Origin of the sequence: Actinomadura citrea (assembly GCF_013409045.1) — a bacterium.
Classification (GTDB): domain Bacteria; phylum Actinomycetota; class Actinomycetes; order Streptosporangiales; family Streptosporangiaceae; genus Spirillospora; species Spirillospora citrea.
In genome coordinates, this window is the sequence record NZ_JACCBT010000001.1 from 5,929,054 (window position 1) to 5,953,092 (window position 24,039).

General features: G+C 74.3%; 23 protein-coding genes. 12 read left to right on the forward strand and 11 right to left on the reverse strand.

Going from position 1 to position 24,039, the window contains the following annotated elements; translation table 11 throughout:
- Window positions 1-26: 26 nt before the first annotated feature.
- On the forward strand, window positions 27-743 hold the full coding sequence (locus BJ999_RS27455; protein ID WP_229810515.1) for a hypothetical protein: 717 nt from the start codon (window positions 27-29) through the stop codon (window positions 741-743).
- Here BJ999_RS27455 and BJ999_RS27460 read toward each other — a convergent pair.
- Together BJ999_RS27460 and BJ999_RS27465 are read right to left on the reverse strand one after the other, a co-directional pair.
- Window positions 740-1,582 (reverse strand): ABC transporter permease, encoded by an 843-nt coding sequence (locus BJ999_RS27460; RefSeq protein ID WP_179835944.1) that lies wholly within the window; start codon window positions 1,580-1,582, stop codon window positions 740-742. The genes BJ999_RS27455 and BJ999_RS27460 overlap by 4 nt on opposite strands.
- Window positions 1,534-2,535: an ATP-binding cassette domain-containing protein gene (locus BJ999_RS27465; RefSeq protein ID WP_229810517.1), complete on the reverse strand. Its 1,002-nt coding sequence runs from the start codon at window positions 2,533-2,535 to the stop codon at window positions 1,534-1,536. Before BJ999_RS27465 ends, BJ999_RS27460 begins: the two co-directional genes overlap by 49 nt.
- 93 nt (window positions 2,536-2,628) lie before the next feature.
- Here BJ999_RS27465 and BJ999_RS27470 point away from each other — a divergent pair, with 93 nt between their 5' ends.
- Window positions 2,629-3,378, forward strand: coding sequence for a TetR/AcrR family transcriptional regulator (locus tag BJ999_RS27470; RefSeq protein WP_179835946.1), 750 nt, complete (start codon window positions 2,629-2,631; stop codon window positions 3,376-3,378).
- On the opposite strand, the gene hrpB is transcribed toward BJ999_RS27470, so the two are convergent.
- Window positions 3,365-5,860: an ATP-dependent helicase HrpB gene (hrpB, locus tag BJ999_RS27475; RefSeq protein ID WP_179835947.1), complete on the reverse strand. Its 2,496-nt coding sequence runs from the start codon at window positions 5,858-5,860 to the stop codon at window positions 3,365-3,367. The genes BJ999_RS27470 and hrpB overlap by 14 nt on opposite strands.
- A 287-nt stretch (window positions 5,861-6,147) precedes the next feature.
- Between hrpB and BJ999_RS27480 the strand changes: the two genes are divergently transcribed.
- Window positions 6,148-6,915 carry a nuclease-related domain-containing protein gene (locus BJ999_RS27480; protein ID WP_179835948.1) on the forward strand — a complete coding sequence of 256 codons (768 nt, stop codon included), beginning with the start codon at window positions 6,148-6,150 and terminating at the stop codon, window positions 6,913-6,915.
- 54 nt (window positions 6,916-6,969) lie between these two features.
- Here the strand turns inward: BJ999_RS27480 and BJ999_RS27485 are convergent, their stop codons facing one another.
- Window positions 6,970-7,377: a hypothetical protein gene (locus BJ999_RS27485; RefSeq protein ID WP_179838855.1), complete on the reverse strand. Its 408-nt coding sequence runs from the start codon at window positions 7,375-7,377 to the stop codon at window positions 6,970-6,972.
- A 172-nt stretch (window positions 7,378-7,549) separates the two neighbouring features.
- On the reverse strand, window positions 7,550-7,915 hold the full coding sequence (locus BJ999_RS27490; protein ID WP_179835949.1) for a hypothetical protein: 366 nt from the start codon (window positions 7,913-7,915) through the stop codon (window positions 7,550-7,552).
- A gap of 103 nt (window positions 7,916-8,018) precedes the next feature.
- Here BJ999_RS27490 and BJ999_RS27495 point away from each other — a divergent pair, with 103 nt between their 5' ends.
- A complete protein-coding gene (locus BJ999_RS27495; RefSeq protein ID WP_179835950.1) occupies window positions 8,019-8,744 on the forward strand; it encodes a histidine phosphatase family protein in 726 nt (241 codons plus the stop codon).
- Here the strand turns inward: BJ999_RS27495 and BJ999_RS27500 are convergent.
- Window positions 8,728-10,176, reverse strand: coding sequence for a helix-turn-helix domain-containing protein (locus BJ999_RS27500; protein ID WP_229810518.1), 1,449 nt, complete (start codon window positions 10,174-10,176; stop codon window positions 8,728-8,730). The two genes, BJ999_RS27495 and BJ999_RS27500, sit on opposite strands and share 17 nt — an antisense overlap.
- Before the next feature lie 519 nt (window positions 10,177-10,695).
- On the opposite strand from BJ999_RS27500, the gene BJ999_RS27505 reads away from it, so the two are divergent.
- From BJ999_RS27505 to BJ999_RS27525, 5 genes are all read left to right on the forward strand, one after another.
- Window positions 10,696-11,259, forward strand: coding sequence for a hypothetical protein (locus tag BJ999_RS27505; RefSeq protein WP_179835952.1), 564 nt, complete (start codon window positions 10,696-10,698; stop codon window positions 11,257-11,259).
- A 33-nt stretch (window positions 11,260-11,292) separates the two neighbouring features.
- Complete coding sequence (locus tag BJ999_RS27510; RefSeq protein WP_179835953.1) at window positions 11,293-12,351, forward strand: threonine aldolase family protein; 1,059 nt, start codon at window positions 11,293-11,295, stop codon at window positions 12,349-12,351.
- A 100-nt stretch (window positions 12,352-12,451) separates the two neighbouring features.
- Window positions 12,452-13,645 (forward strand): thiolase C-terminal domain-containing protein, encoded by a 1,194-nt coding sequence (locus BJ999_RS27515; RefSeq protein ID WP_179835954.1) that lies wholly within the window; start codon window positions 12,452-12,454, stop codon window positions 13,643-13,645.
- A 190-nt stretch (window positions 13,646-13,835) separates the two neighbouring features.
- Complete coding sequence (locus tag BJ999_RS27520; protein ID WP_179835955.1) at window positions 13,836-14,756, forward strand: oxygenase MpaB family protein; 921 nt, start codon at window positions 13,836-13,838, stop codon at window positions 14,754-14,756.
- A 103-nt stretch (window positions 14,757-14,859) separates the two neighbouring features.
- Window positions 14,860-15,906, forward strand: coding sequence for a lysylphosphatidylglycerol synthase domain-containing protein (locus BJ999_RS27525; protein ID WP_179835956.1), 1,047 nt, complete (start codon window positions 14,860-14,862; stop codon window positions 15,904-15,906).
- A 19-nt stretch (window positions 15,907-15,925) separates the two neighbouring features.
- On the opposite strand, the gene BJ999_RS27530 is transcribed toward BJ999_RS27525, so the two are convergent.
- Both BJ999_RS27530 and BJ999_RS27535 read right to left on the reverse strand, forming a co-directional pair.
- Entirely contained in the window at window positions 15,926-16,735 is an 810-nt protein-coding gene (locus BJ999_RS27530) for an amidohydrolase family protein (protein ID WP_179835957.1), read from the reverse strand.
- Window positions 16,725-17,297 (reverse strand): TetR/AcrR family transcriptional regulator, encoded by a 573-nt coding sequence (locus BJ999_RS27535; RefSeq protein ID WP_179835958.1) that lies wholly within the window; start codon window positions 17,295-17,297, stop codon window positions 16,725-16,727. Before BJ999_RS27535 ends, BJ999_RS27530 begins: the two co-directional genes overlap by 11 nt.
- A 269-nt stretch (window positions 17,298-17,566) precedes the next feature.
- Here BJ999_RS27535 and BJ999_RS27540 point away from each other — a divergent pair, with 269 nt between their 5' ends.
- Window positions 17,567-18,736, forward strand: coding sequence for a Cmx/CmrA family chloramphenicol efflux MFS transporter (locus BJ999_RS27540; RefSeq protein ID WP_179835959.1), 1,170 nt, complete (start codon window positions 17,567-17,569; stop codon window positions 18,734-18,736).
- On the opposite strand, the gene BJ999_RS27545 is transcribed toward BJ999_RS27540, so the two are convergent.
- Both BJ999_RS27545 and BJ999_RS27550 read right to left on the reverse strand, forming a co-directional pair.
- Entirely contained in the window at window positions 18,682-19,497 is an 816-nt protein-coding gene (locus BJ999_RS27545) for an SGNH/GDSL hydrolase family protein (protein ID WP_179835960.1), read from the reverse strand. The two genes, BJ999_RS27540 and BJ999_RS27545, sit on opposite strands and share 55 nt — an antisense overlap.
- A 411-nt stretch (window positions 19,498-19,908) precedes the next feature.
- Window positions 19,909-20,214, reverse strand: a complete 306-nt coding sequence (locus BJ999_RS27550) for a PGPGW domain-containing protein (RefSeq protein WP_229810519.1) — start codon at window positions 20,212-20,214, stop codon at window positions 19,909-19,911.
- A gap of 146 nt (window positions 20,215-20,360) precedes the next feature.
- Here BJ999_RS27550 and BJ999_RS27555 point away from each other — a divergent pair, with 146 nt between their 5' ends.
- Entirely contained in the window at window positions 20,361-20,855 is a 495-nt protein-coding gene (locus BJ999_RS27555) for an NUDIX hydrolase (protein WP_179835961.1), read from the forward strand.
- Window positions 20,856-20,873: 18 nt separating this feature from the next.
- Window positions 20,874-21,266: a PPOX class F420-dependent oxidoreductase gene (locus BJ999_RS27560; RefSeq protein WP_179835962.1), complete on the forward strand. Its 393-nt coding sequence runs from the start codon at window positions 20,874-20,876 to the stop codon at window positions 21,264-21,266.
- 132 nt (window positions 21,267-21,398) lie between these two features.
- Here BJ999_RS27560 and BJ999_RS27565 read toward each other — a convergent pair whose 3' ends face one another.
- Complete coding sequence (locus BJ999_RS27565) at window positions 21,399-24,038, reverse strand: tetratricopeptide repeat protein (RefSeq protein ID WP_179835963.1); 2,640 nt, start codon at window positions 24,036-24,038, stop codon at window positions 21,399-21,401.
- Between the last annotated feature and the right edge of the window lies 1 nt (window position 24,039).

Here is a 24,039-nt window from a genome sequence, read left to right on the forward strand (position 1 = left end):
CCTCCCGTGTCTCATAGGCTGAGGTGGTGAGTGCGACCCGACCGTCCGCCGGCCCCGAGCTGATGCTGCCGGGGCTCGGCGAGGTGTACGCGGCCTACGTCCGGGAGGCCGACGCGCTGCCCGCGCAGCCCGGCCCGCTGCAGGCCGAGATGTGGACGTCCGCGCAGCTCGGCGGCCTGGAGGCGGCGGCCCCGCACGCCGCCGCGCGGCGCGCCGCGCTCGGCGACCTGATCGGCTGCCTGCACGCGGCGGCCACCCCGGGCGCGCGGGCCTTCCTGCGGGCGCTCGCCGCGATCGGCCCGGCCGAGGGGCGCGCGGCCGCGGCCCGCGCCGCCGACCGCCTCGCCGGCGTCCCGGCGGCGCCCTGGGAGGAGTCGCTCGGGCGGGTCGTCCCCGGCCAGGCGTGGCTGATCCAGGAGGGGCCGCTGGACGGCGACCGCCTGGTCTGCGAGTTCCGCTACGAGGGCGCCGGCACCGCCGGGATGCACGCCCTGGCCGTCCGGCTCTCCTACCGCGACGCCCCCGCCGAGATCGTGGTCGTCGGGGACGTCCCGGCGCTGATGGCGGCGGCGCGGCAGGCGATGCAGGCGGAGCTGTGCGTCGTCCAGCCCTACGACGCGGCGGCCGTGGGCGCGCGGCTCCGCGCCGCGCTCGGCACCGAGCGCGGCGGCACGGCGTCCCTGCCCGAGGCGTGCTACCCGGCGCTGGCGCTGGCCCGGCACCGGGCGTCCCTCCTGCCCTAGCGGCCGAGGGCGCGGTAGCGGCGGACCGACAGCGGGAGGAACACCGCCGCGATCGCCAGCGGCCACACCACCGCCATCAGCAGGCTGTGCTGCGCCGCCCACGACCCGCCGGCGGCCGGCTCGCCGAACAGCTCCCGGCACGCCGTCACGGTCGCCGACATGGGGTTCCATTCGGCGATCGCGCCCAGCCAGCCCGGCATCGTGCTCGGCGCCACCAGGGCGCTGGAAAGGAACCCGATGGGCCAGACCAGGACCTGGACGGCCGCGACCGACTCCGGTCCCTTGGCGACCAGGCCGAGGTAGACGCCGAGCCAGACCAGCGAGAACCGCAGCAGCAGGAGCAGCCCGAGCCCGGCGAGGGCCTTGCCCGCGCCGTCGTGGATGCGCCAGCCGATCAGCACCCCGCAGGCCGCCATCACGGCCAGCGCGACGACCGAGTGGAGCATGTCGGCCGTGGCCCGGCCCACGACGACGGCGGACGAGGCCATCGGCATCGACCGGAACCGGTCGGTCACCCCCTTGCTCGCGTCGCTCGCGATCGCGGCGAACGTCGTCTCGACCCCGAACGTCATCGTCAGCGCGAACATGCCGGGGACGATGAACGCCCGGTAGCCGCCGCCCCCGCCGGGGACGTCCATCTGGCCGCCGAACAGGTAGCCCATCATCAGCACGACCATCACCGGGAACAGCAGCCCGACGGCGACCTCGCCCGGCTTGCGCGCCCAGTGGGCGAGAGCGCGCGAGGTCAGGACCCACCCGTCGGCCACGGCCCACCGCGCCGCCTGAACGCTCACGCGTCCGCCCCGCGGGGGGACGGCCCCCCAGTTCGCTTCGCACATCGAGGCACTTCCTCCTTCTCCGTGAGGTGCAGGAACACCTCGTCCAGCGTGGGGCGGCGAAGGCCGATGTCGGCGACGGCGACGCCCGCCTCGTCCAGGGCCCGGACGGCCTCGGTCAGCGCGGCCGCCCGCCCCGACACCGGCGCCCCGACCCGCAGGGCCTCGGCGTCGACGTCCACCTCGCCGGTCGCGACCCGGCCGACGACCTCGGCGACGTCGGCGAGCGCTCCGGCGTCGTCCACGACGACCTCGACGCGGTCGCCGCCGAGCCGCGCCTTGAGGGCGTCGGGAGTGCCCTCGGCGATGACGCGGCCGTGGTCGATCACCGAGACGCCGGAGGCGAGCCGGTCGGCCTCCTCCAGGTACTGGGTGGTGAGCAGGACGGTCGTGCCGCCGCCCACCAGGTCGCGGATCGCGTCCCACACCTCGCCCCGGCTGCGCGGGTCCAGGCCGGTGGTCGGCTCGTCCAGGAACAGCACGGGCGGCGCGAGGATCATCGAGGCGGCCAGGTCGAGGCGCCTCCGCATGCCCCCGGAGTACTCCCCGGCGGGCCTGGTCGCGGCGTCGGTGAGGCGGAACCGCTCCAGCAGCTCGTCCGCCCGCCGCCGCGCGTGCCGGGCCCCGAGGTGGTGCAGGCGGCCGAACATGACGAGGTTCTGCCGCCCGCCGAGCACCTCGTCGACCGCGGCGTGCTGCCCGACGAGCCCGATGCGGCGCCGCACCTCGACCGCGTCGCGGACCACGTCGCGCCCGGCGACGCGGGCGCTGCCGCCGTCCGGGCGGGTCAGCGTGGTCAGGATCCGGACGGCGGTGGTCTTGCCCGCGCCGTTCGGGCCGAGCAGGCCGTGCACGGTCCCCGCGGGGACGCGCAGGTCCAGCCCGGCGAGGGCCTCGGTGCCGCCGTAGCGCTTGCGCAGCCCCTCGGCGACGACCGCGAACCGTGGTTCCGTCACCCGTCCTCCAAAACTATGTACACAGTACGGATTTACCATCGCGGCCAATATAACGTACGCAGTACAGAGTTTCATCCCTGAGAGGATCGGCCGGTGACCGAGTACAGCGGGGCGGGCGACCCCAAGCGCACCCTGGAGCTGCTGTGGGACGTCCGGGAGCGCCCCCGGCGCGGGCCCAAGCCGCGTCTGACCGCGGAGGAGATCGTCCGGGCGGCGATCCGGCTGGCCGACGCCGAGGGCCTGGACGGGCTGTCGATCCGGCGCATCGCCGAGGAGCTGGGCGTCTCCCCCATGTCGATCTACACCTACGTGCCGGGCAAGGCGGAGCTGATCGACGTCATGGTCGACCGGGCGTTCGGCGAGCTGACGCCGCCCGGGCACGACTCCTGGCGGGCCCGCCTGGAGCACATCGCCCGCGACGACTGGGCGCTATTCCACCGGCACCCGTGGCTGCTGCAGATCACCATGGCGCGGCCGCCGCTCGGCCCGAACACGTGCGCCAGATTCGAGTTCGAACTGCGCGCCGTGGACGGCCTCGGCCTCAGCGACCTGGAGATGGACTCCGTCGTCGCGCTCGTGACCGGCTTCGCCGAGAGCGCCGCCCGCGTGTCGGTCAACGCCGCCGAGGCCGAGCGCCGCAGCGGGATGACCGACGAGCAGTGGTGGGAGGCGAGCGCCCCCCTCCTGGAAAAGCTGGTGACCGAGGACGACTACCCGCTCGGGACCCGCGTCGGCGCCGCGGTCGGGTACGAGTACAGCGCCGCCATCGCGCCCGGACGCGCCTTCGAGTTCGGCCTCGCGCGCGTCCTGGACGGCATCGACATGCTGATCAGCTCCCGCTAGCCCGCTTGGTCCGCTTCGTCGCCACGGCGCCCGCCGGGTCCTCCGGCCACGGGTGCCGGGGGTACCGGCCGCGCAGCTCGGCCCGGACCGCGCGGTACCCCTCGCGCCAGAACGAGGCCAGGTCCGCGGTGACCGCCGCCGGGCGTCCCGCGGGCGACAGCAGGTGCACGACCAGGGGCACCCGCCCGCCGGCGAGCCGCGGCGCCGCGTCCCACCCGAACAGCTCCTGCAGCTTCACCGCGAGGACGGGCCGCTCCCCCGAGTAGTCGACCCGGATCCGCGACCCGGACGGGACCTCGACCCGTTCGGGCGCGTACTCCTCCAGCCGCTTCGCCAGGTCCCACGGCAGCAGCCCGCGCAGCAGGCCCGCGACGTCCACCTTCGCCAGGTCGGCCCGCCGCCGCGCGCCGGACAGCCACTCCGGCGCCCGCTCCAGCAGCGCCGCGTCGTCGACCGCGGGCCAGGGCTCCCCGAGGGCTCCGCGCAGGAACGCCAGCCGCTCCCGCAGCGCGACGGCCGCCGGGCTCCAGCGCAGCAGCCCGAGGCCCTCCGCGCGCACCCCGTCCAGCAGGGCGGCGCGCACGAGCCCGGGATCGGGTTCCCGCAGCGGCCGCGCCTCCAGCTCGATCGCGCCGAGGCGCTCGACGCGGCGCGCCACCACCTCGCCGTCGCGCCACACGACCTCCTCGACGGTCTCGACCAGCGGCGCCGCCGCGGACCGCGCGATCTCCTCGTCGATCACCACGGCCTGCCGCACCCGCGCCGACGCCGCCCCGGCGGGACGGTCGGCCGCCGCGACCGCGAGCCAGCCGGGCCGCGCCGCGGCCAGCGCCGACCCCTCCGCCGGCTCGGCCCCCGTCCCCGACGCCATCAGGTAGCCGCTCCCCCGCCGCGCCCGCGCCACCCGCTCCGGGAACGCCAGCGCCACCACGGTTCCCGCCACATGGTCGTCGCCGAGCCCGGCCGGGCTCGCGCCCCCCGGGGCGAGCGACCTCTGGAGGCGGGCCGCCTCGTCGCGCCAGCGCGCGGTGTGCGGGTCGGCGGGCCGGTTCCTGCCGCGCAGGGCCCGCCAGACGGCGGTGAGGTCGTCGCCCGCCGAGCGGGGCGGCGGCTCGGAGAGCAGGGCGACGACCTGCGCGGCGTCGCGGGCGCCGACCCGCCGGGCGCCGTCGAAGAGGGCGCGGGCGAGGCGGGGGTGCAGGCCGACGCGGGCCAGGCGGCGGCCGCGGTCGGTGGCGCGGCCGTCCCGCAGGGCGCCGAGGGCGTGCAGGGTGGAGCGGGCGGCCTCCATCGCGGCGGCCGGGGGCGGGTCGGGCAGGGCGAGGCCGGTCGCGCCGGGATCGCCCCAGCAGGCCGCCTGGAGGGCGAAGCCGGTGAGATCGGCCAGCTCGATCTCGGGGCGGGGGCGGGCGGGGAGCCGGTCGTGCTCGGCCTGCGTCCAGCACCGGTAGACGGCGCCGGGGGCCTCGCGTCCGGCGCGCCCGGCGCGCTGGTCGGCGGTGGCGCGGGACGCGCGGACGGTGGTGAGCGAGCCGAGGCCGCGGGCGTGGTCGGTGCGCGGCTCGCGGGCGAGGCCGCTGTCCACGACCGCGCGGACGCCGGGGACGGTGAGGCTCGACTCGGCCACCGAGGTGGCGAGGACGATCCGGCGGCGGGAGGCGGGCGCGAGCACCTCGTCCTGCACGCGCCCCGGCGCCTGGCCGTGGATCTGCAGGATCTCGGCGGGCGCGCCGGACAGCAGCCCGGCGACGCGGGCGATCTCGCCGACCCCCGGCAGGAAGCACAGGACGTCGCCGTCGCGTTCGGCCAGCGCCCGGCGGGCGGTCGCGGCGACGTGCGCGAGGAACCCCGGGTCGACGCGCATGCCGTGCGGCGGCGGGACGGGGCGCGGCGGCGGCGCCCAGACCGTCTCGACCGGGTGGAGCGCCGCCGCGGTCTCCACCACCGGGGCGCCGCCGAGCAGGCGCGACCACGGGCCGGTGTCGGCGGTGGCGGACGCGGCGACCAGGCGCAGGTCGGGGCGCAGCGCGGCGCGGACGTCGAGCAGGAACGCCAGCGCGGTGTCGGCGTCCAGGTGCCGCTCGTGGCACTCGTCCAGGATGACCGTGCCGACGCCGTCGAGTTCGGGGTCGGACTGGAGGCGCTGGAGGACCACGCCCGTGGTGACGACCTCGACGCGGGCGCCGGGGCGGGTCTCGCCGCGGACGGTGACGCCGACCCGGCCGCCGACGCGTTCGCCGAGGAGCCAGGCCATGCGGCGGGCGGCGGCGCGGGCGGCGAGGCGGCGTGGCTCCAGGACCAGAACCTTGCCGGGCGCGGGCGGCGCGCCGAGGGCGAGCCCGGCGAGGGCGAGGGGGACCAGGGTGGTCTTCCCCGTGCCGGGAGGCGCCGCCAGCACCGCCGCGCCGTGCTCGTCCAGGGCCGCGCGCAGGGCGGGGACGGCGTGGCGGACGGGGAGGCCTTCGGCGGCGCTGAGGTGCATCGTCCCAGTGTGCCGCGCCGCCCGGACCACCGGGCAATCAATTGCAATGAAAAGGGATTTGAATGTTGCGGTGATAGTTGCACCGCGCCTTTCAGGCAATCTCCGGCGGCTCTTCTCCGATGTTCCCACGAATCGTCGCACCAATCATGCGCGAACGGGCAGGTGAGCAATGCCCCAGGCCCAAGAAGTGGCGCGGGAGTTTGATTTAAGTCACCTCGCAAAGTGTGGCGGGAATGCCGGAGCGTCCCCATACTGGTGGCGTCGCCGCAGGTGCTGGGAGGACGGACATGTTCGGCAGCTCCATCTACCTCAGGGACCGCCCCGCTTTCACGGGCGGCTCGCCGCAGGCGGTGTACGAGGAACTCTGGCAGCGGGGCCGAAAAGGACGATTGCGGACACGCGCCTTTCTGGCGGCGGCGACGCTCGTGCTGTGCGGGCTGCTCGTCAACGCCGTTTTCGGAGTCGTGATGGCCGTTGTGGTGGCGGCCGCGGACACGCTCGTCCATTGGCGCATTTACAGCGCGTCGCGGGTGTGGCGGCTCGGGCTGCGCGGCGAGCAGCGCATGAACCGTTTCCTCCGCTACACGCTGGAGCGGCGCGGGCACCGCGTGCTGCACGCCCGGACGGTCCCCGAGCACGGGACCGCCGACGCACTGGTGGTCGGGCCCGGCGGCGTGTGGCTCGTGCACAACGAGGCGTGGTCGCCGGGGGCCGAGGTGTCCCAGCACGGCGGCCGGCTGTTCATCGACGGCCGGACGCAGTCCAAACTCGTCGCCGGGCTGACCGCGCGGGCCGAGGCCGCCGCCGCGGCGATCTCCCGCGCCGCCGGGACGCCGGTGACGGTGACGCCGGTGCTGGCCGTGCACGGCGGCAAGCTCGCCCGCACGCCGTTCACCGCCGACGGCATCGTGTTCGCGCCGCCGCTGAAGCTGATCCGCTGGATGCGCCGCAACCCGACCGCCGACCGCTCCGCCGAGGAGATCGAGGCGATCACGCGGGCCGCCGTGCGCGCCCTCCCCGTCGGATCCCACGGCTCGGCCCATGCCGCGGCGTGACCCGCCCCCTCGCAGGAGGACGGCATGACCGACAGACACCTGTGGCCGGAGGGCTCACACGCCGCCGCTCACAGGGCGCCCACCGCCCGCGGGGGTTCCGCCACCTCTGCGGGCGGTGCGGCGCAGCCACAGCAGGCCCACCACGGGCAGGACCAGGGGCACGAACCCGTAGCCGCGTCCGTACACGGACCAGACGGTCTCGTCGGGGAACGCGGCGCGGTCGGCGATGCTGAGCGTGCCCACGGCGAGCACGCCCGCCAGCTCCGTCGCGCAGGCGGCGACTGCGATCCGGAACGAGGTCCGGCCGCCCCGGGCCAGGGCCACCGTCGCCAGGACGTAGACGGCGGCGGCGAACGCCGACAGCAGGTAGGCGACGGGCGCGTCGGAGAAGCGGGTGGCGATCTGCACGCCCGCCCGCGCGCCGGCCGCGAGCGCGAAGATCGCGTAGACGGCGACCAGCAGCCGTCCCGGCCCGCCGGCGGTGGCGCCGGGGCGGGCACCGTCGCCCGTGCGGGCCTCGGCGCCGGCGCGGGCGCCGTCGTCCGCGCGGGTCAGCGGCCCCCGGACCGCGGTCTCGGGGGCGGGCGGGTCCTCGCGGACGGGCTCGGTCTCGCGGACGGGCTCGTGTTCGGGGTCAGGCACCGGTACCGCTCCACAGCTGGTTCATCCGCACGATCATGACGGCGACGGCCACCCCGGCCACGACGAGCACGGTGGGGCCCCACCGGGTGCGCTCCAGCAGCCCCCACCCGGCGCCGGCGACGGGGACCAGCAGCGATCCCAGCAGGTAGCCGACGAAGGTGGCGGGGCCGTCCGGGCCCTCGCCGCCGGAGAGCCTGACGAAGGCGACCACGGCCTGCGCGACCAGCAGCACCTCCAGGACGCCGAACGCGGCGAGGTCGCCGGCGCCCATCGCCCGGCCGCGCAGCGCCGTCACCAGGGCGTAGCCGGCGGCCAGGAGCGCCACCACGATGGTCGTGGTGGACAGCACGTTCGTCACGGCACCAAAGAGTACTACCGGCTGTAGAGCAACCGCGACGCCGCCGCCCGGCAGGGCACGGCGCCCCCCGGCGCGGGGCCGGGAAGCGGCGGGGCATGGCAGCATGGCGGGCGTGAACGCGCTGCGATGGCTGACCCTGACCCGGCACGGTGAGAGCACCGGCAATCTCGCCTACCAGGCCGTCCTCGGCACCGACGCCGAGGAGGTCGACATCCCCGAGCGGGACGCCGACGTCCCGCTGTCGGACACCGGCCGGGCCCAGGCGGCGGCGCTCGGCCGGTGGCTGGACGCGCTCCCCGAGGACGAGCGCCCCACGACGGTGATCACCTCTCCCTACGTGCGCGCCCACGACACCGCGAGGATCGCGCTCGCCGAGACCTCCTTCGCCGTCCCGCGGATCCGGGTGGACGAGCGGATCCGCGACCGCGAGCAGGGGGTCCTGCAGGGGCTCACCCCCCGCGGCGTCCGCACCCGGTACCCGGGTGAGGCCGAGCGGCTGCGCCAGCTCGGCAAGTTCTACCACCGGCCGCCCGGCGGCGAGTCGTGGGCCGACCTGGCGCTGCGGCTGCGCAGCTTCTACCGCGACCTGGAGACCGGCGCGCCCGGCGGCCGGGCCCTGGTCGTCGCCCATGACGCGATCATCGTCATGACCCGCTACCTGGTGGAGGAGCTGACCGAGCAGGAGGTCATGCGGATCGAGAAGGAGCCCGTCGCCAACGCGTCGGTCACCCGGTGGCGCCACGACGGGACCGGGCTCGCGCCCGTCTGCTACAACGACTGCGCCCACCTCGCCACCGCCGCGGTGCCGCCGCCTACGGCTCGCCGCTGAGGAGCCGGGCGCTGCGGGAGGTCACGGCGGCCAGCCGCGGATCCCCCGGCGGCAGGACGCCCCGCAGCCGCTCCAGCGCCTCCAGGTCCGCGCGGCCCGGCTCGGTCTGCGCGTAGATCCACAGCACGTCGGCGCCGCCCCGGTCGAGCACCTGCCGCCGGACCCGCACCGCCAGCTCGTCGCGTTCCACGCGGACGGCGGGCGCGTCCGAGCGCGGCAGCAGCTCGCCCCCGTACAGCCGCACGGCGCCGGCGACGTCCCCCTCGTCCAGCAGCCGCCGGACCGCGAGGAAGTCGGCGTCGACCGCGCAGCCGAGCCGGTAGGGGCGGGCGCGCACGACGTCGCCGAACTGGTGGCGGAGCCGGTGGATCTCGGGGCGGACGGTCGCCGCGCTGCCCTCGTCGCCGTACAGGTACAGCGAGAGCCGGTCGCCGCTCAGCCCCCGCGGATGCAGCGCCAGCAGCGCGAGGATCTCGGCGTGCCGCAGCGTCAGGTCGAAGCGCCGCCCGTCCAGCAGCGCGTGCGGCCCGTCGCCGAGCAGCGCCAGCGTCAGCAGCGGCGCCCCGGCGGCCGCGGGCCTGGCCGCCAGGCCGCGCTCGGGCGGGGCGCTCTCGTCGACCCGGCCGCGCGCCCCCGGGATCCGCAGGAGGAACGCCTCGCCCAGCGGCTCGGCGATGGCCGTGCGGCCGTCCGGCAGCACGACCGTCCCACCGGGTTCGGGGACGGCGACGCGCCGGCCGACCAGCCCGCCCCCCGGTGCCGCGAGGATGCGGCCGGCGGCGGTGGCGAGGACGCCGGTGCCGCGCAGCCCCCGCAGGTGCGGCAGGAGCCGCTCGCGCAGCCGCTGGTCGCGCCCCAGCATCTCGTTCTCCATCCGCGCCTCGGCCAGCCGCGCCGCCGCGGCGACGAGCGCGACGGTCGCGGGATGCAGCGCCCCCACCGTCGCGCTGACGTCGATGCAGCCCACCACGCGTCCCGAGTCGGGATCGGTGATCGGCGCACCGGCGCACGACCAGCAGTGCAGGATGTGCGCGACGTGCTCGGCGGCGTACACGTACTCGGGCCGCCCGGAGGCGAGCGCGGTGCCGATGCCGTTGGTTCCGACGGCGTCCTCCGACCAGAGGAAGCCCTCGGTCAGGCCGATGGCGTCGGCGGCGCGGCGGGCGAAGGCCGGACCCTGCGTCCACAGGACGTGCCCGGCGGCGTCGCTGATCACCATCAGGTGCTCGGCCTCATCGGCGACCCGCCGCAGCAGCGCATCCAGCATCGGCAGGTGCGGTTCGAGGGGGTGGGCGCCGCGGGCGGCGGCGAGGGCGTCCCGATCGAACACCAGCGGCGCCGCCTCCATGCCCGCGTCGACGTCGGCGTCCTTGGAGCGCCGCCACGACTCGGCGATCGGCGCCCGGACGGTCACCGGCTCGCGCACCACCATCAGCCCTTTCTCCCGGAGGGAAATCCGGCTCCGTTCGAGCATCGATCCATCACCGGGGCGGCGCAACCGATTCGCCGGATCCCGCACGGCCGGATCGCGACACGATCCGTGACCGGATGATCGCAACGTGCATGCAACGTGGGTGCGCCTACCGTGAGCGGCGCCGGGGAGTCGAAGGACCATCCTGTGGGTCCGCCGTCCCGCACGCGTCCGGGGGGAATGCGTGCGGGACGGCCCGCTCCCGGCGCTACGGGGAGGACGAACGACCCATGCTCTGCCTGACGTGCCACCGCGTTCGACCGGCCGCGAGCCGGGCGGACTACACCGCCGAACGCGCCTCGCTCATCGTGCGGCAGGGCCTGTGCGTCTGCAGCGCGCCGTCCACCCGGCCGCGGCGGCAAGCGCCCGTCCGGAAAGGCGCGCCGACCCCGAAATAAACCGGTCGGTTCACAAAACGTTCACGGTCGATTCGCCTACAGTTTAAGGAGATTCCACCCACTGGCCCCGGAAGGGAGCGCCATGACCGTGATACCGGGTCTTGTCCGCCGCGCCGCCGCCGAGGTGGAGCACCATCTGCGCGAGGGCGCCGGCGTCCTGGTCAGAGCCGGGCGGGATCTGGAACGGTCGGCGGAGCTCCTCCGGCTGCTGCCCTCCTTCGTCGAGCGCCTGTCGATCCTAGAGCAGTCGGTCCGGGTCCAGGACGCCGAACTGCGCACGATCCGCATCGAGCTCGACTCGCTGGTCGGGCAGCTCAACGACCGGCTTCTGCCGCGCCTCGACGAGCGCATGGACGACACCGAGCGCGACCTGGCCGCGGTCGCCACCAGCCTGATCCGGACCGGCCGCGAGACCGCGGGCAACCACACCCGGCTGGAGGCCGCCGAGCGGCGCGTCGCCGACCTGCGCGCCAAGGTCGCGGCGCTGGAGCAGCGGACCGGGCTCTGGCGGGACTTGCAGTCCACGGTCACCAGGTTCGGCGACGACCTGGACGCGATGCGCGCCCGGATGGCGCTGCGCACCGCCGAGCCGCCGCCGGACGCCGTGCCCGCCCCGGTGCAGAACCTCACCGACCGCCTGGCATAAGGGGACATCGGCGGCGTCCTGGAGAATGGGCGCATGACTCAGCCGTCCGACATCCGTCCGTCCGCCGCGCGCGGCTTCGCCAGCGACAACCAGGCGAGCGTCCATCCAGAGGTCCTCGCGGCCCTGGCCGCGGTCAACGCCGGCCACCAGCCGGCCTACGGCGACGACGCCGTCACCGGCCGGCTCCGCGAGGTCGTCCGGCGCCACTTCGGCGAGCAGGCCGAGGTGTTCCCGGTGTTCAACGGGACGGGCGCGAACGTGGTGTCGCTGCAGGCGATGTCGGAGCGGTGGAGCGCGGTGGTGTGCCCGGAGTCGGCGCACATCAACACCGACGAGTGCGGCGCGTCCGAGAAGATCGCGGGGCTGAAGCTCGTCACGGTTCCGGCCCCGGACGGCAAGCTCACCCCCGAACTGGTGGACCGGTACGCCACGGGTTTCGGCAACGTCCAGCGGCGGGAGCCGGCCGTCGTGTCGATCACCCAGAGCACCGAGCTCGGCACCGTCTACACCGCGCGGGAGACGGCGGCCGTCGCGGCGGCGGCGCACGAGCGCGGCCTGTCGGTCCACATGGACGGCGCCCGCATCGCCAACGCCGCCGCGTCCCTCGGCCTGCCGCTGCGCGCCCTCACCACCGACGCGGGCGTGGACGTGCTGTCGTTCGGCGGTACCAAGAACGGGCTGCTGCTCGGTGAGGCGATCGTGGTCCTCGATCCGGGCGCCGTGCGGGGGCTGGCGTACCTGCGCAAGTCGAGCATGCAGCTGGCGTCCAAGATGCGGTACGTGTCGGCACAGCTCATCGCGCTGCTGGACGGCGACCTGTGGCTGCGCAACGCCGCACACGCCAACGCCATGGCCCGCCGCCTGGAGGGCGCCGCCCGCGCCGTCCCCGGCGTCGAGATCACCCAGGACGTGCGGGCCAACACGGTGTTCGCGCTCATGCCGAAGGACGCGGCCGAGCGGCTGCGCAAGCGGTTCCCCTTCTACACCTGGGACGAGGCGACCGGCGAGGTCCGCTGGGTCTGCTCCTTCGACACCACCGAGGACGACGTGGACGCGTTCGCCGCCGCGCTCGCCGAGGAGATGGCGGCCTGACCGGCCCGGTCATCCCGATCATCGAGAGCGACCCCGCCCGCCGGGCGGCCCGCGGGTTATGGTGTGACCGAACAGGATTCGGTAACAGGAGGCGAGCCCGATGGCCAACCGCACCTTCGTCGTCGGCGTGGGCATGACCAAGTTCGAGAAGCCCGGCTCCCGCGACTGGGAGTACCCCGACATGGCCAAGGAGGCCGTCGGCAACGCCCTGGAGGACGCAGGCGTCGGCTACGACGCCGTCGAGATGGCCTACGCCGGCTCGATGTACGGATCGATGGGCCAGCGCGCCCTCTATGAGACCGGCATGACGGGCATCCCGGTCATGACCGTCATGAACGCGTGCGCGACCGGGTCCAGCGCGCTGTTCCTCGCCCGCCAGGCCGTCCGCGGCGGCCTCGCCGACTGCGCGCTCGCGCTCGGCATGGAGAAGATGAAGAAGGGCTCGCTCGGCGCCGGCATGGGCGAGTCCAAGGTCACGATCATCGACCACCACCTGCGCTCCATGACCGCGGGCCGCGAGTGGGAGCTGGACAAGGCGCCCATGCCGCAGATGTTCGGCAACGCCGGCCGCGAGCACATGGAGAAGTACGGCTCCACCCCCGACCACTACGCCTGGATCGGCTGGAAGAACCACAAGCACTCGGTCAACAACCCCTACGCGCAGTTCCAGACCGAGTACTCCCTGGACGACGTCAAGAACGCCACGATGATCTTCGACCCGCTGACCAAGCTGCAGTGCTCCCCCACCTCCGACGGCGCCGGCGCCGCGCTCGTCGTCAGCGAGCGGTTCCTCGACGAGCACGACCTGTGGGACCAGGCCGTCGAGATCGCCGGCCACCACATCGCGAGCGACACGCAGGACAGCTTCGCCGACCACTCCTCCATCCAGGTCGTCGGCTTCGGCGTCTCCCGGCGCGCCGCCCGGAAGGCGATGGACGAGGCGCAGGTGTCCATCGACGACGTCGACGTCATCGAGCTGCACGACTGCTTCAGCGCCAACGAGCTCATCACCTACGAGGCGCTCGGCATGGCCGACGTCGGCGAGGGCCACAAGCTCGTCGACGACGAGGCCACCACCTACGGCGGCACGTGGGTCGTCAACCCCTCCGGCGGCCTCATCTCCAAGGGCCACCCCCTCGGCGCCACCGGCCTCGCCCAGTGCGCCGAGCTGACCTGGCAGCTGCGCGGCCAGGCCGGCGCCCGCCAGGTGGACGGCGCCCGCGTCGCCCTCCAGCACAACATCGGCCTCGGCAGCGCCTGCGCCGTCGCCGTGTACAAGCCCGCGACCGCCTGACCCGCGAGAGGGCACGAGGTCAGGAGGGTTCGCGCAGGACGACGGAGGTCACACGGGGTCCTCGGAGAGGCGGCGGAGGCCGGCGGCCGGGCCGCCGCCCTCCGGGCCCCACCCTCCGGCATGCGACAAAGATTGACTTCTGTCTCACAGCGGCTACGGTGAAGTAAGTGGTCACTGGTCAGGAGGTGCGATGCCCGCCCCGCCCTCGCCCCCGACGGTCGTCACCGCCGCCGCCCGCAGGCCCGCGCGCAGGGCCGCCCTCGCCCCGCTCGGCCCCGGCACCCTTCTCTGGCGGCACGCCGCCGACCTGCGCTCCCTGCTCCCCGGCGCCGCCGCCGGGCTGATGCAGCTCATGCACCCCGGCGTCGGCGCCGGCGTCACCGAGCACTCCGCGTTCTTCGACGCCCCCTTCGACCGGATCCACCGGTCCGTCCCGCAGATCTGGGCGACGATCCTCGCCCCGGACGGCGCCGCCCGCGCCCGCACCATCCGCGACCTGCACCGCGTCATCGGCGGGGTGGACGAGCACGCCCGCCGCTACCACGCCCTGGAGCCCGAGACGTTCTGGTGGGCGCACGCCACGTTCACCTGGGAGATCTTCAAGGCCGCCGAGACCTTCCACCCCGGCACCCTCACCGCCGAGGACCACGAGCAGATGTACGCCGAGACCGTCACCTGGTACTCCCGCTACGGCGTCAGCATGCGCCCCGTCCCCGCCGACTACGCCGCCTTCCAGTCCAAGTTCTGGCATGTCTGCACCCGGACCCTCGAACTCACCCCCGCCGCCGCCCGCGCCCTGGAGATCGCCAAGCACGGCTCCGGCACCGTCACCCTGCTGCCCGTCGGCGGCCCCCGGATCGACCGCGCCGGACGCCTCGTCATCGAGCGCCCGCTCCGCCTGATCACCTTCGGCTGCCTGCCGCAGGTCGTCCGGGACCGCTTCGACATCCCCTGGTCCCCGCTCGACCAGGCGCAGTTCTCCGCGCTCGCCCTGGCCAACCGGCAGGGTTACCGCATGATGCCCACCGGCCTCAACCACTGGGCACTGCGCAGCATGCTGCGCTACATCGGCGCCCAGACCCGGCAGAACCGCTACCGCCCGGCCGCCTGAACCGCATTGACCTGCGCGCCCGGGGCCCGCAGGTCACGCAACGTTCTTGTCGAAGGGGCCCGGAGGTCGCACACGCTTCAGGCGAGTAGCCGAACACTGAGGTGTGGAGACGATCACAGCCGGCGCCGACCACGCGGCGGCCGCCAAGCTCCCCGACCTTGGCGCCGACGCCGCGACGCTCCCCCTCACCCGGCGGATCCACCGGGCCCGCTGGGCGGTCGCCGGGCTCCTGCTGACCGTCCTCGTCACCGCCGTGCCGGCGACCACCGGGCCGCTGCGGCCGGCCCTCGCGGCGCTCGGCCACATGCGCTGGGGGTTCCTGCCGGGCCTGGTCCTGCTGTCCCTGCTGCACTACGTCCTCTCGGCGGTCGCGCTGCGCGGCGCCGCCGGCCGCCCGCTGCCGCTGGTCAGGACGACGATGACGCAGCTCACCGCGTCGGCCGCCAACCGCGTCACGCCCGGCGGCCTCGGCGCCGCGGCGGTCAACACCCGCTACCTCGTCTGCCGCGGCCTGCCGCTGCCCCGCGCGGCCGTCGCCGTGGCGGTCCTCCAGGTGGCCGGCGTCCCCGCCGACCTGCTGCTGATGGGCGCCGTCCTCGGCCTCGGCGCCGTCCTGGCCCCGGACGGCGGGAACGACCGGATGCTGGACGCCCTCGGCCACCACGCCTCCCGGGCCGCCGACCTCGTGCCGCCGCTCCCGCTGCTCGTCTCCGGCGGGGTGCTGCTGCCGGCCGCCGTGCTGTGGGGCCGCCGCGCGGTGCGCTCCACCGCGGCCCGCAGCGCCGCGGGCGGGCTCGCCGACCTGTGCCGCCGCCCGCGCGACCTCGCGGTCACCCTCGCCGCGTCCGCGGGGACCACGTTCGTCCTCAGCGTCGCGTTCGCCCTCAGCGTCCTCGCCGTCCCCGGGACGGCGGTGGGCCCGGCCGACGCGCTGGCGCTCCTCGCCGCGTACCTGGTGGGGGCCGCGGCGGGCTCGGCCGTCCCGACGCCCGGCGGCGTCGGCTCCACCGAGGCCGCCCTCGTCGCCGCGCTCGCCGCGCTCGGCATCGCCGCGGGCCCCGCCCTGCACGCCGTCCTGCTGTTCCGGGCGGTCACGTTCTGGGCGCCCGTTCCCCTGGGGGTGCTCGCCTGCCGGACGCTCCGGCGGTGACCTTTACATTGTAGATCAATTACAGGCGGAAGACCTTCCGGGCGTTGCCGGCGAGGAACGCCTCCCGCGCGTCCTCGCCGAGGCCGAGGTCGTCCAGGCCCGTGAGCGCCCGCTCGGCGGTCAGCATCGGGTAGTTGGTGCCGAACATGACCTTGTGGTGCCGGTCCTGGGCCATGTACCGGACGAGCTCCGGCGGATACCTGCGGACCGTGTAGGCGGACGTGTCGATGTAGACGTTCGGGTGCTTGCGGCACACCGCGACCATCTCCTCCGTCCACGGGTAGCCGATGTGCCCGCCCACGATGACGAGCTCGGGGAAGTCGAGCGCCACCTGGTCGACGTACGGGATCGGCCGGCCCGTCTCGCTCGGGCGCAGCGGGCCCGTGTGACCGACCTGCGTGCAGAACGGGACGCCCAGTTCCACGCATTCGGCGAACAGGGGGTAGAACCGCCGGTCGGTGGGCGGCAGTTCCCACAGCCACGGCACCACGCGCAGCCCCTTGAAGCCCAGTTCCCCCACGCACCGCCTGAGCTCCCGCACCGCCTCCATGGGCTTGCGCAGGTCGACCGAGGCGATGCCGGCGAGCCGGCCGGGGGCCTGCCGGACGAACGAGGCGACCTCGTCGTTGCTCACGAGGTCGCCCTCGGGCCCGTACCAGGCGCTGATCAGGCCCAAGTCCACTCCCCCGGCGTCCATCGCCGCGACCGTGGTCCCGACCGGGATCTCCTCCGCCGGCGGTTCCTGCCCGGTCCACCTCCAGAGCGAGTCGAGCATCTCGTGCCGCAGGAACCGCACCGTCCCGTGCTGCATCCACGCGTCAATCACCATGGGGACCTCCCACCGACCGCCATGCGGCCTCGCTCAGCAATGCGACCTGTTCGCCGTCCGGTTCGGGGCTCTGGCCGTTCAACCACAGCCGGCACAACTCCTGCGCGGGCCCGAGCCACAGGACGAACGCGGTCACCGCGTCCACGTCGAGCAGCGCCCCGTGCCGCGCCTGCACGCGCCACCAGCTGCGCACCTCGCGGAAGAACGCGCCGTTGCGCTCGGCCAGCCCTTCGCTCCCGGCAGGGCGCTCGGTGAACATGAACCGGGCCCGGCCGGGATGCTCCCCGCACCACCGCACGTGGAAGGCCACGACGGCGGTCACCGCCTCCCGCGCCGCGCCATGGCCCTTCAGCTCGGCGAGGAAGGCGTCCTGGTACATCCCGATGCTCTCGACGAACAGCGCCTCCGCCACCTGCTCCTTGCCGGAGAAGTGGTGGTAGAAGCTACCCACGCTCACCCCGCTCGCGGCCCTGAGCCCGCTCAGCGTGGTCCCGGCGACCCCGTCGCGCCCGAACAGCTCCAGCGCCGCCCGCAGGATCCGCTCCCGTCCGGCCTCCTTCATAGAACATTATTCTGCCATGCCAGAATAATGTTCTGGACAGGGGTCGTCCGGACTCCTGCTAGCCTCGTGGCCATGTCCAGCCCCGAGTCCGACAGACGCTGACTCCCGGGCGGCTCCCCTTCGTGCGGGCCGCCTGAGGCGGGCTGCCTTCCTCGCCCTCGCATCCGAGGGATCTTTCTCTGCCGTCGCCGTCCGTGCCGATGCCGGACGGCCATCTCGGCGCAGCCCCCAACGACAGCCGACCTGTTCGCCGTCTCGGGAGTCTCCCCTTGCCTTTCGCCGTCTACGTCCTCGGGCTCGCCGTGTTCGCCCAGGGCACCTCCGAATTCATGCTGTCCGGGCTCGTCCCGGGCATCGCCGCGGACCTGGGGGTCTCCATCCCCGCCGCCGGCCTGCTCACCTCCGCCTTCGCCGTCGGCATGGTGATCGGCGCCCCGTCCATGACGCTGCTGGCCCGCCGGTGGCCGCGCCGCCGCGCGCTGCTGATCTTCCTGGCCGCCTTCGTCGCCGTCCACGTCGTCGGCGCCCTCACCACCAGCTACGCGGTGCTGCTGGCGACCCGCGTCGCCGCCGCCCTGGCCAACGCCGGGTTCTGGGCCGTCGCGCTCGCCGCCGCGACCGCGCTCGTGCCCCCCGCCGCCCGTGCCCGCGCCACGTCCGTCGTGGTCGGCGGTGTCACCGTCGCCTGCGTCGCCGGGGTCCCGGCCGGCGCGCTGCTCGGCGGGGCGTGGGGCTGGCGGGCCGCCTTCTGGGCGGTCGCGCTGGTCTCGCTGCCCGCCGTCGTCGCGATCGCCAGGGCGATCCCGGAGGAGCGCCCGTCCGCGGGCAGCGCCCGCAGTGAACTGCGCGCCCTGGCCGGCGGACGCCTGCTGCTCACCCTCTCCGTCAACGCGCTGTTCCAGGGCGCGACGTTCTGCACGTTCACCTACCTCGCGCCGCTCGCCACGAACGTCGCCGGGTTCGGCTCCGCCTGGGTGCCGGCGCTGCTGGCGCTCTTCGGCGCCGGGTCCCTCGCGGGCGTCACCATCGGCGGACGGATCGCCGACGCGCATCCGGCCGCGCTCATCGCGGCGGGCATGACGTCCCTGACCGCCGGGTGGGCCGTCCTCGCGCTGACGGCCGGGAGCCCGGCGGCGGTGGTCGTGCTGGTGTTCGTCCAGGGGATGCTGGCGTTCGGGACGGGCCCGGCGCTGATCTCACGGGTCCTGGAACAGGGCTCCGCGGCGCCGACGCTGGCGGGCGGGTTCGCCACCGCGGCGTTCAACGTCGGCGGGACGCTCGGCCCGTGGCTCGGCGGCACCGCGATCGCCGCCGGCCTCGGCTACCGCTCGCCCGTGTGGGTGAGCGCGCTGCTGATGGCCGGCGCGATCGCGGTGCTCGCCGGTCAGGCCTGCTTCTGGAGGGCCAGGCTGGCCGAGCCCGTCAGCGCCGGCAGGTAGCCGGACCGGTGGCCCAGCGCGGTCGGGTGGTAGGACGAGCCGATCGGGATCGTGACCGCGTTGAGCCAGTCGTCGCCGGAGCACAGCTCGTGCCCGGAGAACTCGTCCCGGACGTCCGACCACGTGAACCCGGCGCGCCCCGCGGCGGCGGAGACCACGCCGTCGAGGGTGTCGGCGGCGTGGTTGAGCGCGGTGCGCTTGGTGTTGCTCAGCCCGGCGCACCAGTCGACGATGATGTAGAGGCGCGGGTACCCGAGCACCACCACCCGCGCCGACGGGGACTTCGCGCGGATCTTGCCGTACAGCGAGTCGAGCTGCCCGGGAAGCGTGTTCTTCATGTAGGTCTCGGCCTGCGTCACCTTGCTCTGGCACGAGGAGGTCGACTGAAGGACGCAGGTCTGCATGACGTCGGCGAATCCGGCGTCGTTGCCGCCGGCGGTGACGCTCACGAGCGTCGTGGAGGAGCTGAGCGCGCCGAGCTGTCCGCTGGCGACGGTCGTGGTCGTCGCGCCGGAGCAGGCGACGAACTTGTACGACGACGTGGCGTGCGACGCCGCCCACAGGTTCGGGTAGGCGTTGGCGCTGCGCTGGCACGTTCCGCTGCCGGGATCGTAGTTCCCGGCCCCCGTGCCGGACGAGTAGGAGTCGCCGAGGGCGACGTAGGCGGGCCCGGCCGCCGAAGCGGACCCGGACCCGAGCAGTGAGGCGGCGGTGAAGGTCGCCGCACCGAAGGCGGCCAGACAGGGGCGGGACAGACGCATCGGCACACTCCGGAGCGACGTATCGAATTGTGTCTTCCGTCCTATACCCGAACCGCCATTACGCCAAGCTCAAGACTGATCAACTTTGTTTGGCATGATTCGCCATTGCCATCCGAAACAGCCAAAATCTCAGGGCGGTCGACCCCAAGACCTCACAACCATTCCGGCGTTCTTCCCCGCGGCCCCAGGAGCCCGTCCCGCACCACGCCTCCCTGCTCGCCGCCGAGCCCGCCCACCCCCATCGGCCCGGCGGAGCCGCCTTCCGGGGATCGGCGGCTCGGGCGCGGAAGGAAGCATGGCCCTTCCCCGAGAGGAAGGACCATGCGGGATAATCACCTATCTTGCGGTGATTCGCGGCGGATGGGGCAGGGCGCCGGAAATGCGTCCTGCGCGCCGGGCGGCAGCCGGAGTTCAGCCCTTTCGGCCGAGGCGGGAGGCCCCGCCCCGGATCCGGTGCCACGCGGCGCGCGCGTGACCGTTCACGCTCGTGCTGATGCGGCGGGCGGTCGGGAACTCGGTGCCGAGGAGGCCGAGTCCGGCGAGGATCGCGACGATGCCGGGACCGGGCAGCACGAGCATGGCGACGCCCGCGACGATCAGGGCGGCTCCGGCGACCGCGACGCCGATCTTGCGTAGCAGCCGGACGTGCGCGCCACGCCGGCTCGCGGGCGCCGCGTCGGTGTCCGTCCCGGCACGGTCCATGGCGGTCGTGGTCACATCGTCCCCCGATCTGCGTACACGGCTTTCTTCTGGGACGAACCGGCAGGCCACCGAAGATCCCCGATCCGGTGCGGTGTGGCCAGAGTCACAACCCGTTCCCCAGGGCGGCGGCCCGCCCCGCAGGGCCCGCTAGCATCGCGGAAATGAGGATCCCGTTCGGCGCGCGGGCCCGTCTCGGGGTCCTGGCCGCGCCGGTGTGGAGGCGGCTGGGCGGCCGGGCGCAGTGGCGTCTCGCGCGGCTCCGGCATCAGACGTTCCTGGTGTACGCGGGAGGGATCGTCCGGGACGATCAGGGGAGGATCCTCCTGCTCCGGCACCGGCTGTGGCCCGCCTACCGCGCCTGGGGGCTGCCGGGCGGATACGTCAACGCCGGCGAGCGGCTCGAGGACGGGGTCGCGCGCGAGGTCCGGGAGGAGACGGCCCTGGAGGTCGAGGTCACCGCGCCGCCGCTCCACGTCGCCGGCGGCTTCCGGCACCGGGTCGAGGCCTACTACGCGGCGCGGGTCGTCGGCGGGCGGCTCGACCTGGACGCGGGCGAGATCCTGGAGGCCCGCTGGTGGCCTCTCGACGCGCTCCCGGACGCGATGTCGCCCCGTCTCCGCAGCGTCCTCGCCTCGCTTGACCTCAGCCAAGGTTGAGGTTGCAACCTGGACGGCATGAGCCTCACCGATCTCGAACGCGAATACCTCTCCACCCAGCGCCTCGGCCGCCTCGCCACGGTCGGCCCCAAGGGCGACCCGCAGAACAACCCGGTCGGGTTCGACTACAACGCCGAGACCGGCACGATCGACATCGGCGGCTGGAACCTCGCCGAATCCCGCAAGTACCGCAACCTCCGCCACAACGACCAGGTCGCCTTCGTCGTGGACGACCTGGCCTCCGTCAAGCCGTGGCGGGTGCGGGGCATCGAGATCCGCGGACGCGCCGAGGCCGCGGTCGCGGAGGGCTCCCGTTTCAGCGGCGACGTCATCCGCATCCACCCGCACACCGTCTTCAGCTGGGGCATCGACCCCGGCTCCGACGGGATGACCAAGCGCACCATCGAATAACCCCGGCCGCAGCAATCTCGCGCCCGCGTACAGGACCGGCCACCTCGGCGAGCCGGTCGAGGGCCGGTGACGGCCCGAAGTCGCCGTGGGCGAGGGACTCCAGGCCGACGCCCCCGGGGGACTGCGGGCGTCTCAGTCCTCTCCGGAGAGGTCCGCGAGGATCTGCCGCACTTCGGTGACCCGCGTGGGAGCGTCGATTTTCACGAGGAGGTCGAGCGCCTCGGAGTAGGCCCGCCGGGCGTCGGACGGACGTCCGGCGTGGCGGTGCACGCCGCCCAGAATGCACAGCATGGTGGCGAGACCGGCCTCGTTCTCGATCTCCCGGTGGAAGGCGACGGCCGGTCGGAGCACCGCTTCGGCGTCGGCGAAACGGCCCAGGCCGTCATAGGCCAGCGCGAGATGCCACGCGCACCAGACGATCTCGTCGCGATCGCCTCGCCCCTCGCTCACGGCCATCGCGTCCTCCAGGACGCGGGCGGCGTCCGCGTACCGGCCGAGTTGGCGGTACGCGTCGGCGATGTGCGCGGCCAGCCAGATCTCGCCCGCCGTGTCGTCCCTGCCCCGGTAGATCGCCTCCGCCTCGGCATAGCGGTCGAGGGCCCGCTCGGGCTGGTCGAGGTCGCACTGGAAATCGCCGAAATGGGTCAGCACCCACGCCTCCTTGCCGGGATCGCCCATGGAGCGGACCACCTCCAGCGCCCGCTCGTAGAGGGGCGGCGCCTCAGCCCCGCGCCCGAGGAGCCGGCGCGCCTCGGCCAGGTGGATCAGGGATCCCAGCTCGGCCGGGGCGTCCCCCACGCGCCGCGCCGCCTCGACCGCGAGGGCCTTGACCGCCTCCATCTCCTCCCAGTGCGCGCGGTAGAAGATCAGGCCGTAGAGCGACTCCGCGATCCTGACGACGAGCCGGTCCTCCCGCGCCTCCGCGGCGGCCCGCAGGCTCGCCCGCACGTTCAGGGACTCGTGGGCGAACCACGCGATCGCATCGGCCGGGGGCTGCTCGTGCGCACCCGGCCGCGCCATCCATTCGTGCAGGCGGTCGCCGTACCAGTTCAATGAGCGCCGGAACGCCTCCCGCCGGGCGGACGCCGGCTCCTCGTCCGCCATGCGTTCTCTGGCGTAGAGCCGGAGGAGGTCGTGGAGGCGGTAGCGGTCCTCTCCCGCGATCTCGGTCAGATGCCGGTCCGTCAGTTCGCCGAGCATGCGCTCGGCGTCCTCGTCGTCCACGTCACCGGTGCGCGCGACCATTTCGGCGGTGAAATCCCGGCCCGCCAGAACGCCCAGATGGCGGAACAGCCTCGCCGTGTCGGGCCGAAGTGACCGGTAACTGAGTTCAAAGCTGCTGCGCACTCCCCTATCTTCGCCTTGGAGACGGGATATACGCCTGGTCTCGTCCTGCAGTTCCGACAGGTAGCGGGCCGGCGATGTGCGTCTCATCACCAGGTGCGCGGCGGCGATGCGGATGGCCAGCGGAAGTCCGGCCAGGAGTTCGACGATCTTGAGGGCGGACGAGCGGTCGCGGCCCACCGCCTCGGCGCCGACGATGCGTTCGAGCAGCCGGAGCCCTTCGGGGTCGGGCAGCGGGTCGAGCCGGAGCCGGTCGGCGCCGTCCATCGAGGCCAGCGTGGTCCTGCTGGTCACGATCACGGCCGTGCCGGGCGTCTCGGGCAGGAGCGGGGCGGCCTGGCGCGCCTCGGACACGTTGTCGAGCAGCAGCAGGCTGGGCCCCTGCCTCAGCCGCGACTGGAACTCGCGTCGGCGCTGCCCGGGATCGCGCGGCATCGCGTCGCTGGGCAGGCCGAACGCGGCCAGGACCTCCACCATGGCGGCGTCCGCGGTGGCGGCCGCGGCCACGTCCACCCGGATCCGCGCATGCGTGAACGTGGCGGCGAGCCGGTGGGCGAGCTCGTTGGCCAGTTCGGTCTTCCCGACGCCCGCCATGCCGTGCAGGACGACCAGCGGACACGTCTCGGTCAGCCGGTCGGTGAGCAGGGCCCCCGCTTTCGCGATCGCCTCGTCCCTGTCGGTGAAGTCCGGAAGCGATCTGCTCAGGTTCACATGGCCCGAGGAGAACGGACGAGGGCGTTGCGGGCGCGGAAGGCGCGCCAGGTTCCCCAACCCGAGTTCCCGTCCCCAGGGCGTGTCGCGGACCGTGTCCGCCCAGTGGTCCAGCGGGGCGACGGTGAGGACGGACGGCCCCTCTGACAAATGATGCTCCACCACCACGCCGATGGCGTATTCGTCGCCCGATCCGTCGTGGGCGAATACCACTGCCCCGGACATCCCCTGCCATTCGCTTACGCCTCGCCCGCCCGCCGAACGCGGCATCAGGGAAACGCCCAGCTCCATAAGGTTCGTGCGCAGGTTCGAGCCCGTCGGGATGAAACCGTTCACCTGAGCGCTTTCACGCTGCGGGACCTCCTCCGGCCCCCGCGGGCGCTCCTTCCACCTGGGAAAGCCGATCGCCCAGCACGGGCCGACCTGGCCCGTCCGGGAGCGATCGACCCGGGCGAAACGGACCGGGGGCAGGTCGTCCGGTAAGGAATCCTCCGCCACCGCCAGCAGGGCGATGTCTCCGGGCTCGTCCACCACGACGACTTCGGCCGGATGCTCCGTCTCGTCCACCCGCCGGACGAGCAGCGTCTCGGCGTCCATGACGTTGTGCGCCGCTGACAGCACCCACCGCCGCCCGACCAGGTAGCCGGAGCCCACGTTCCACCGGCCGCCGGGGCCCCGGCGCAGGATCTCGACGGCACGGGCCGTGAGCTCGGGCATC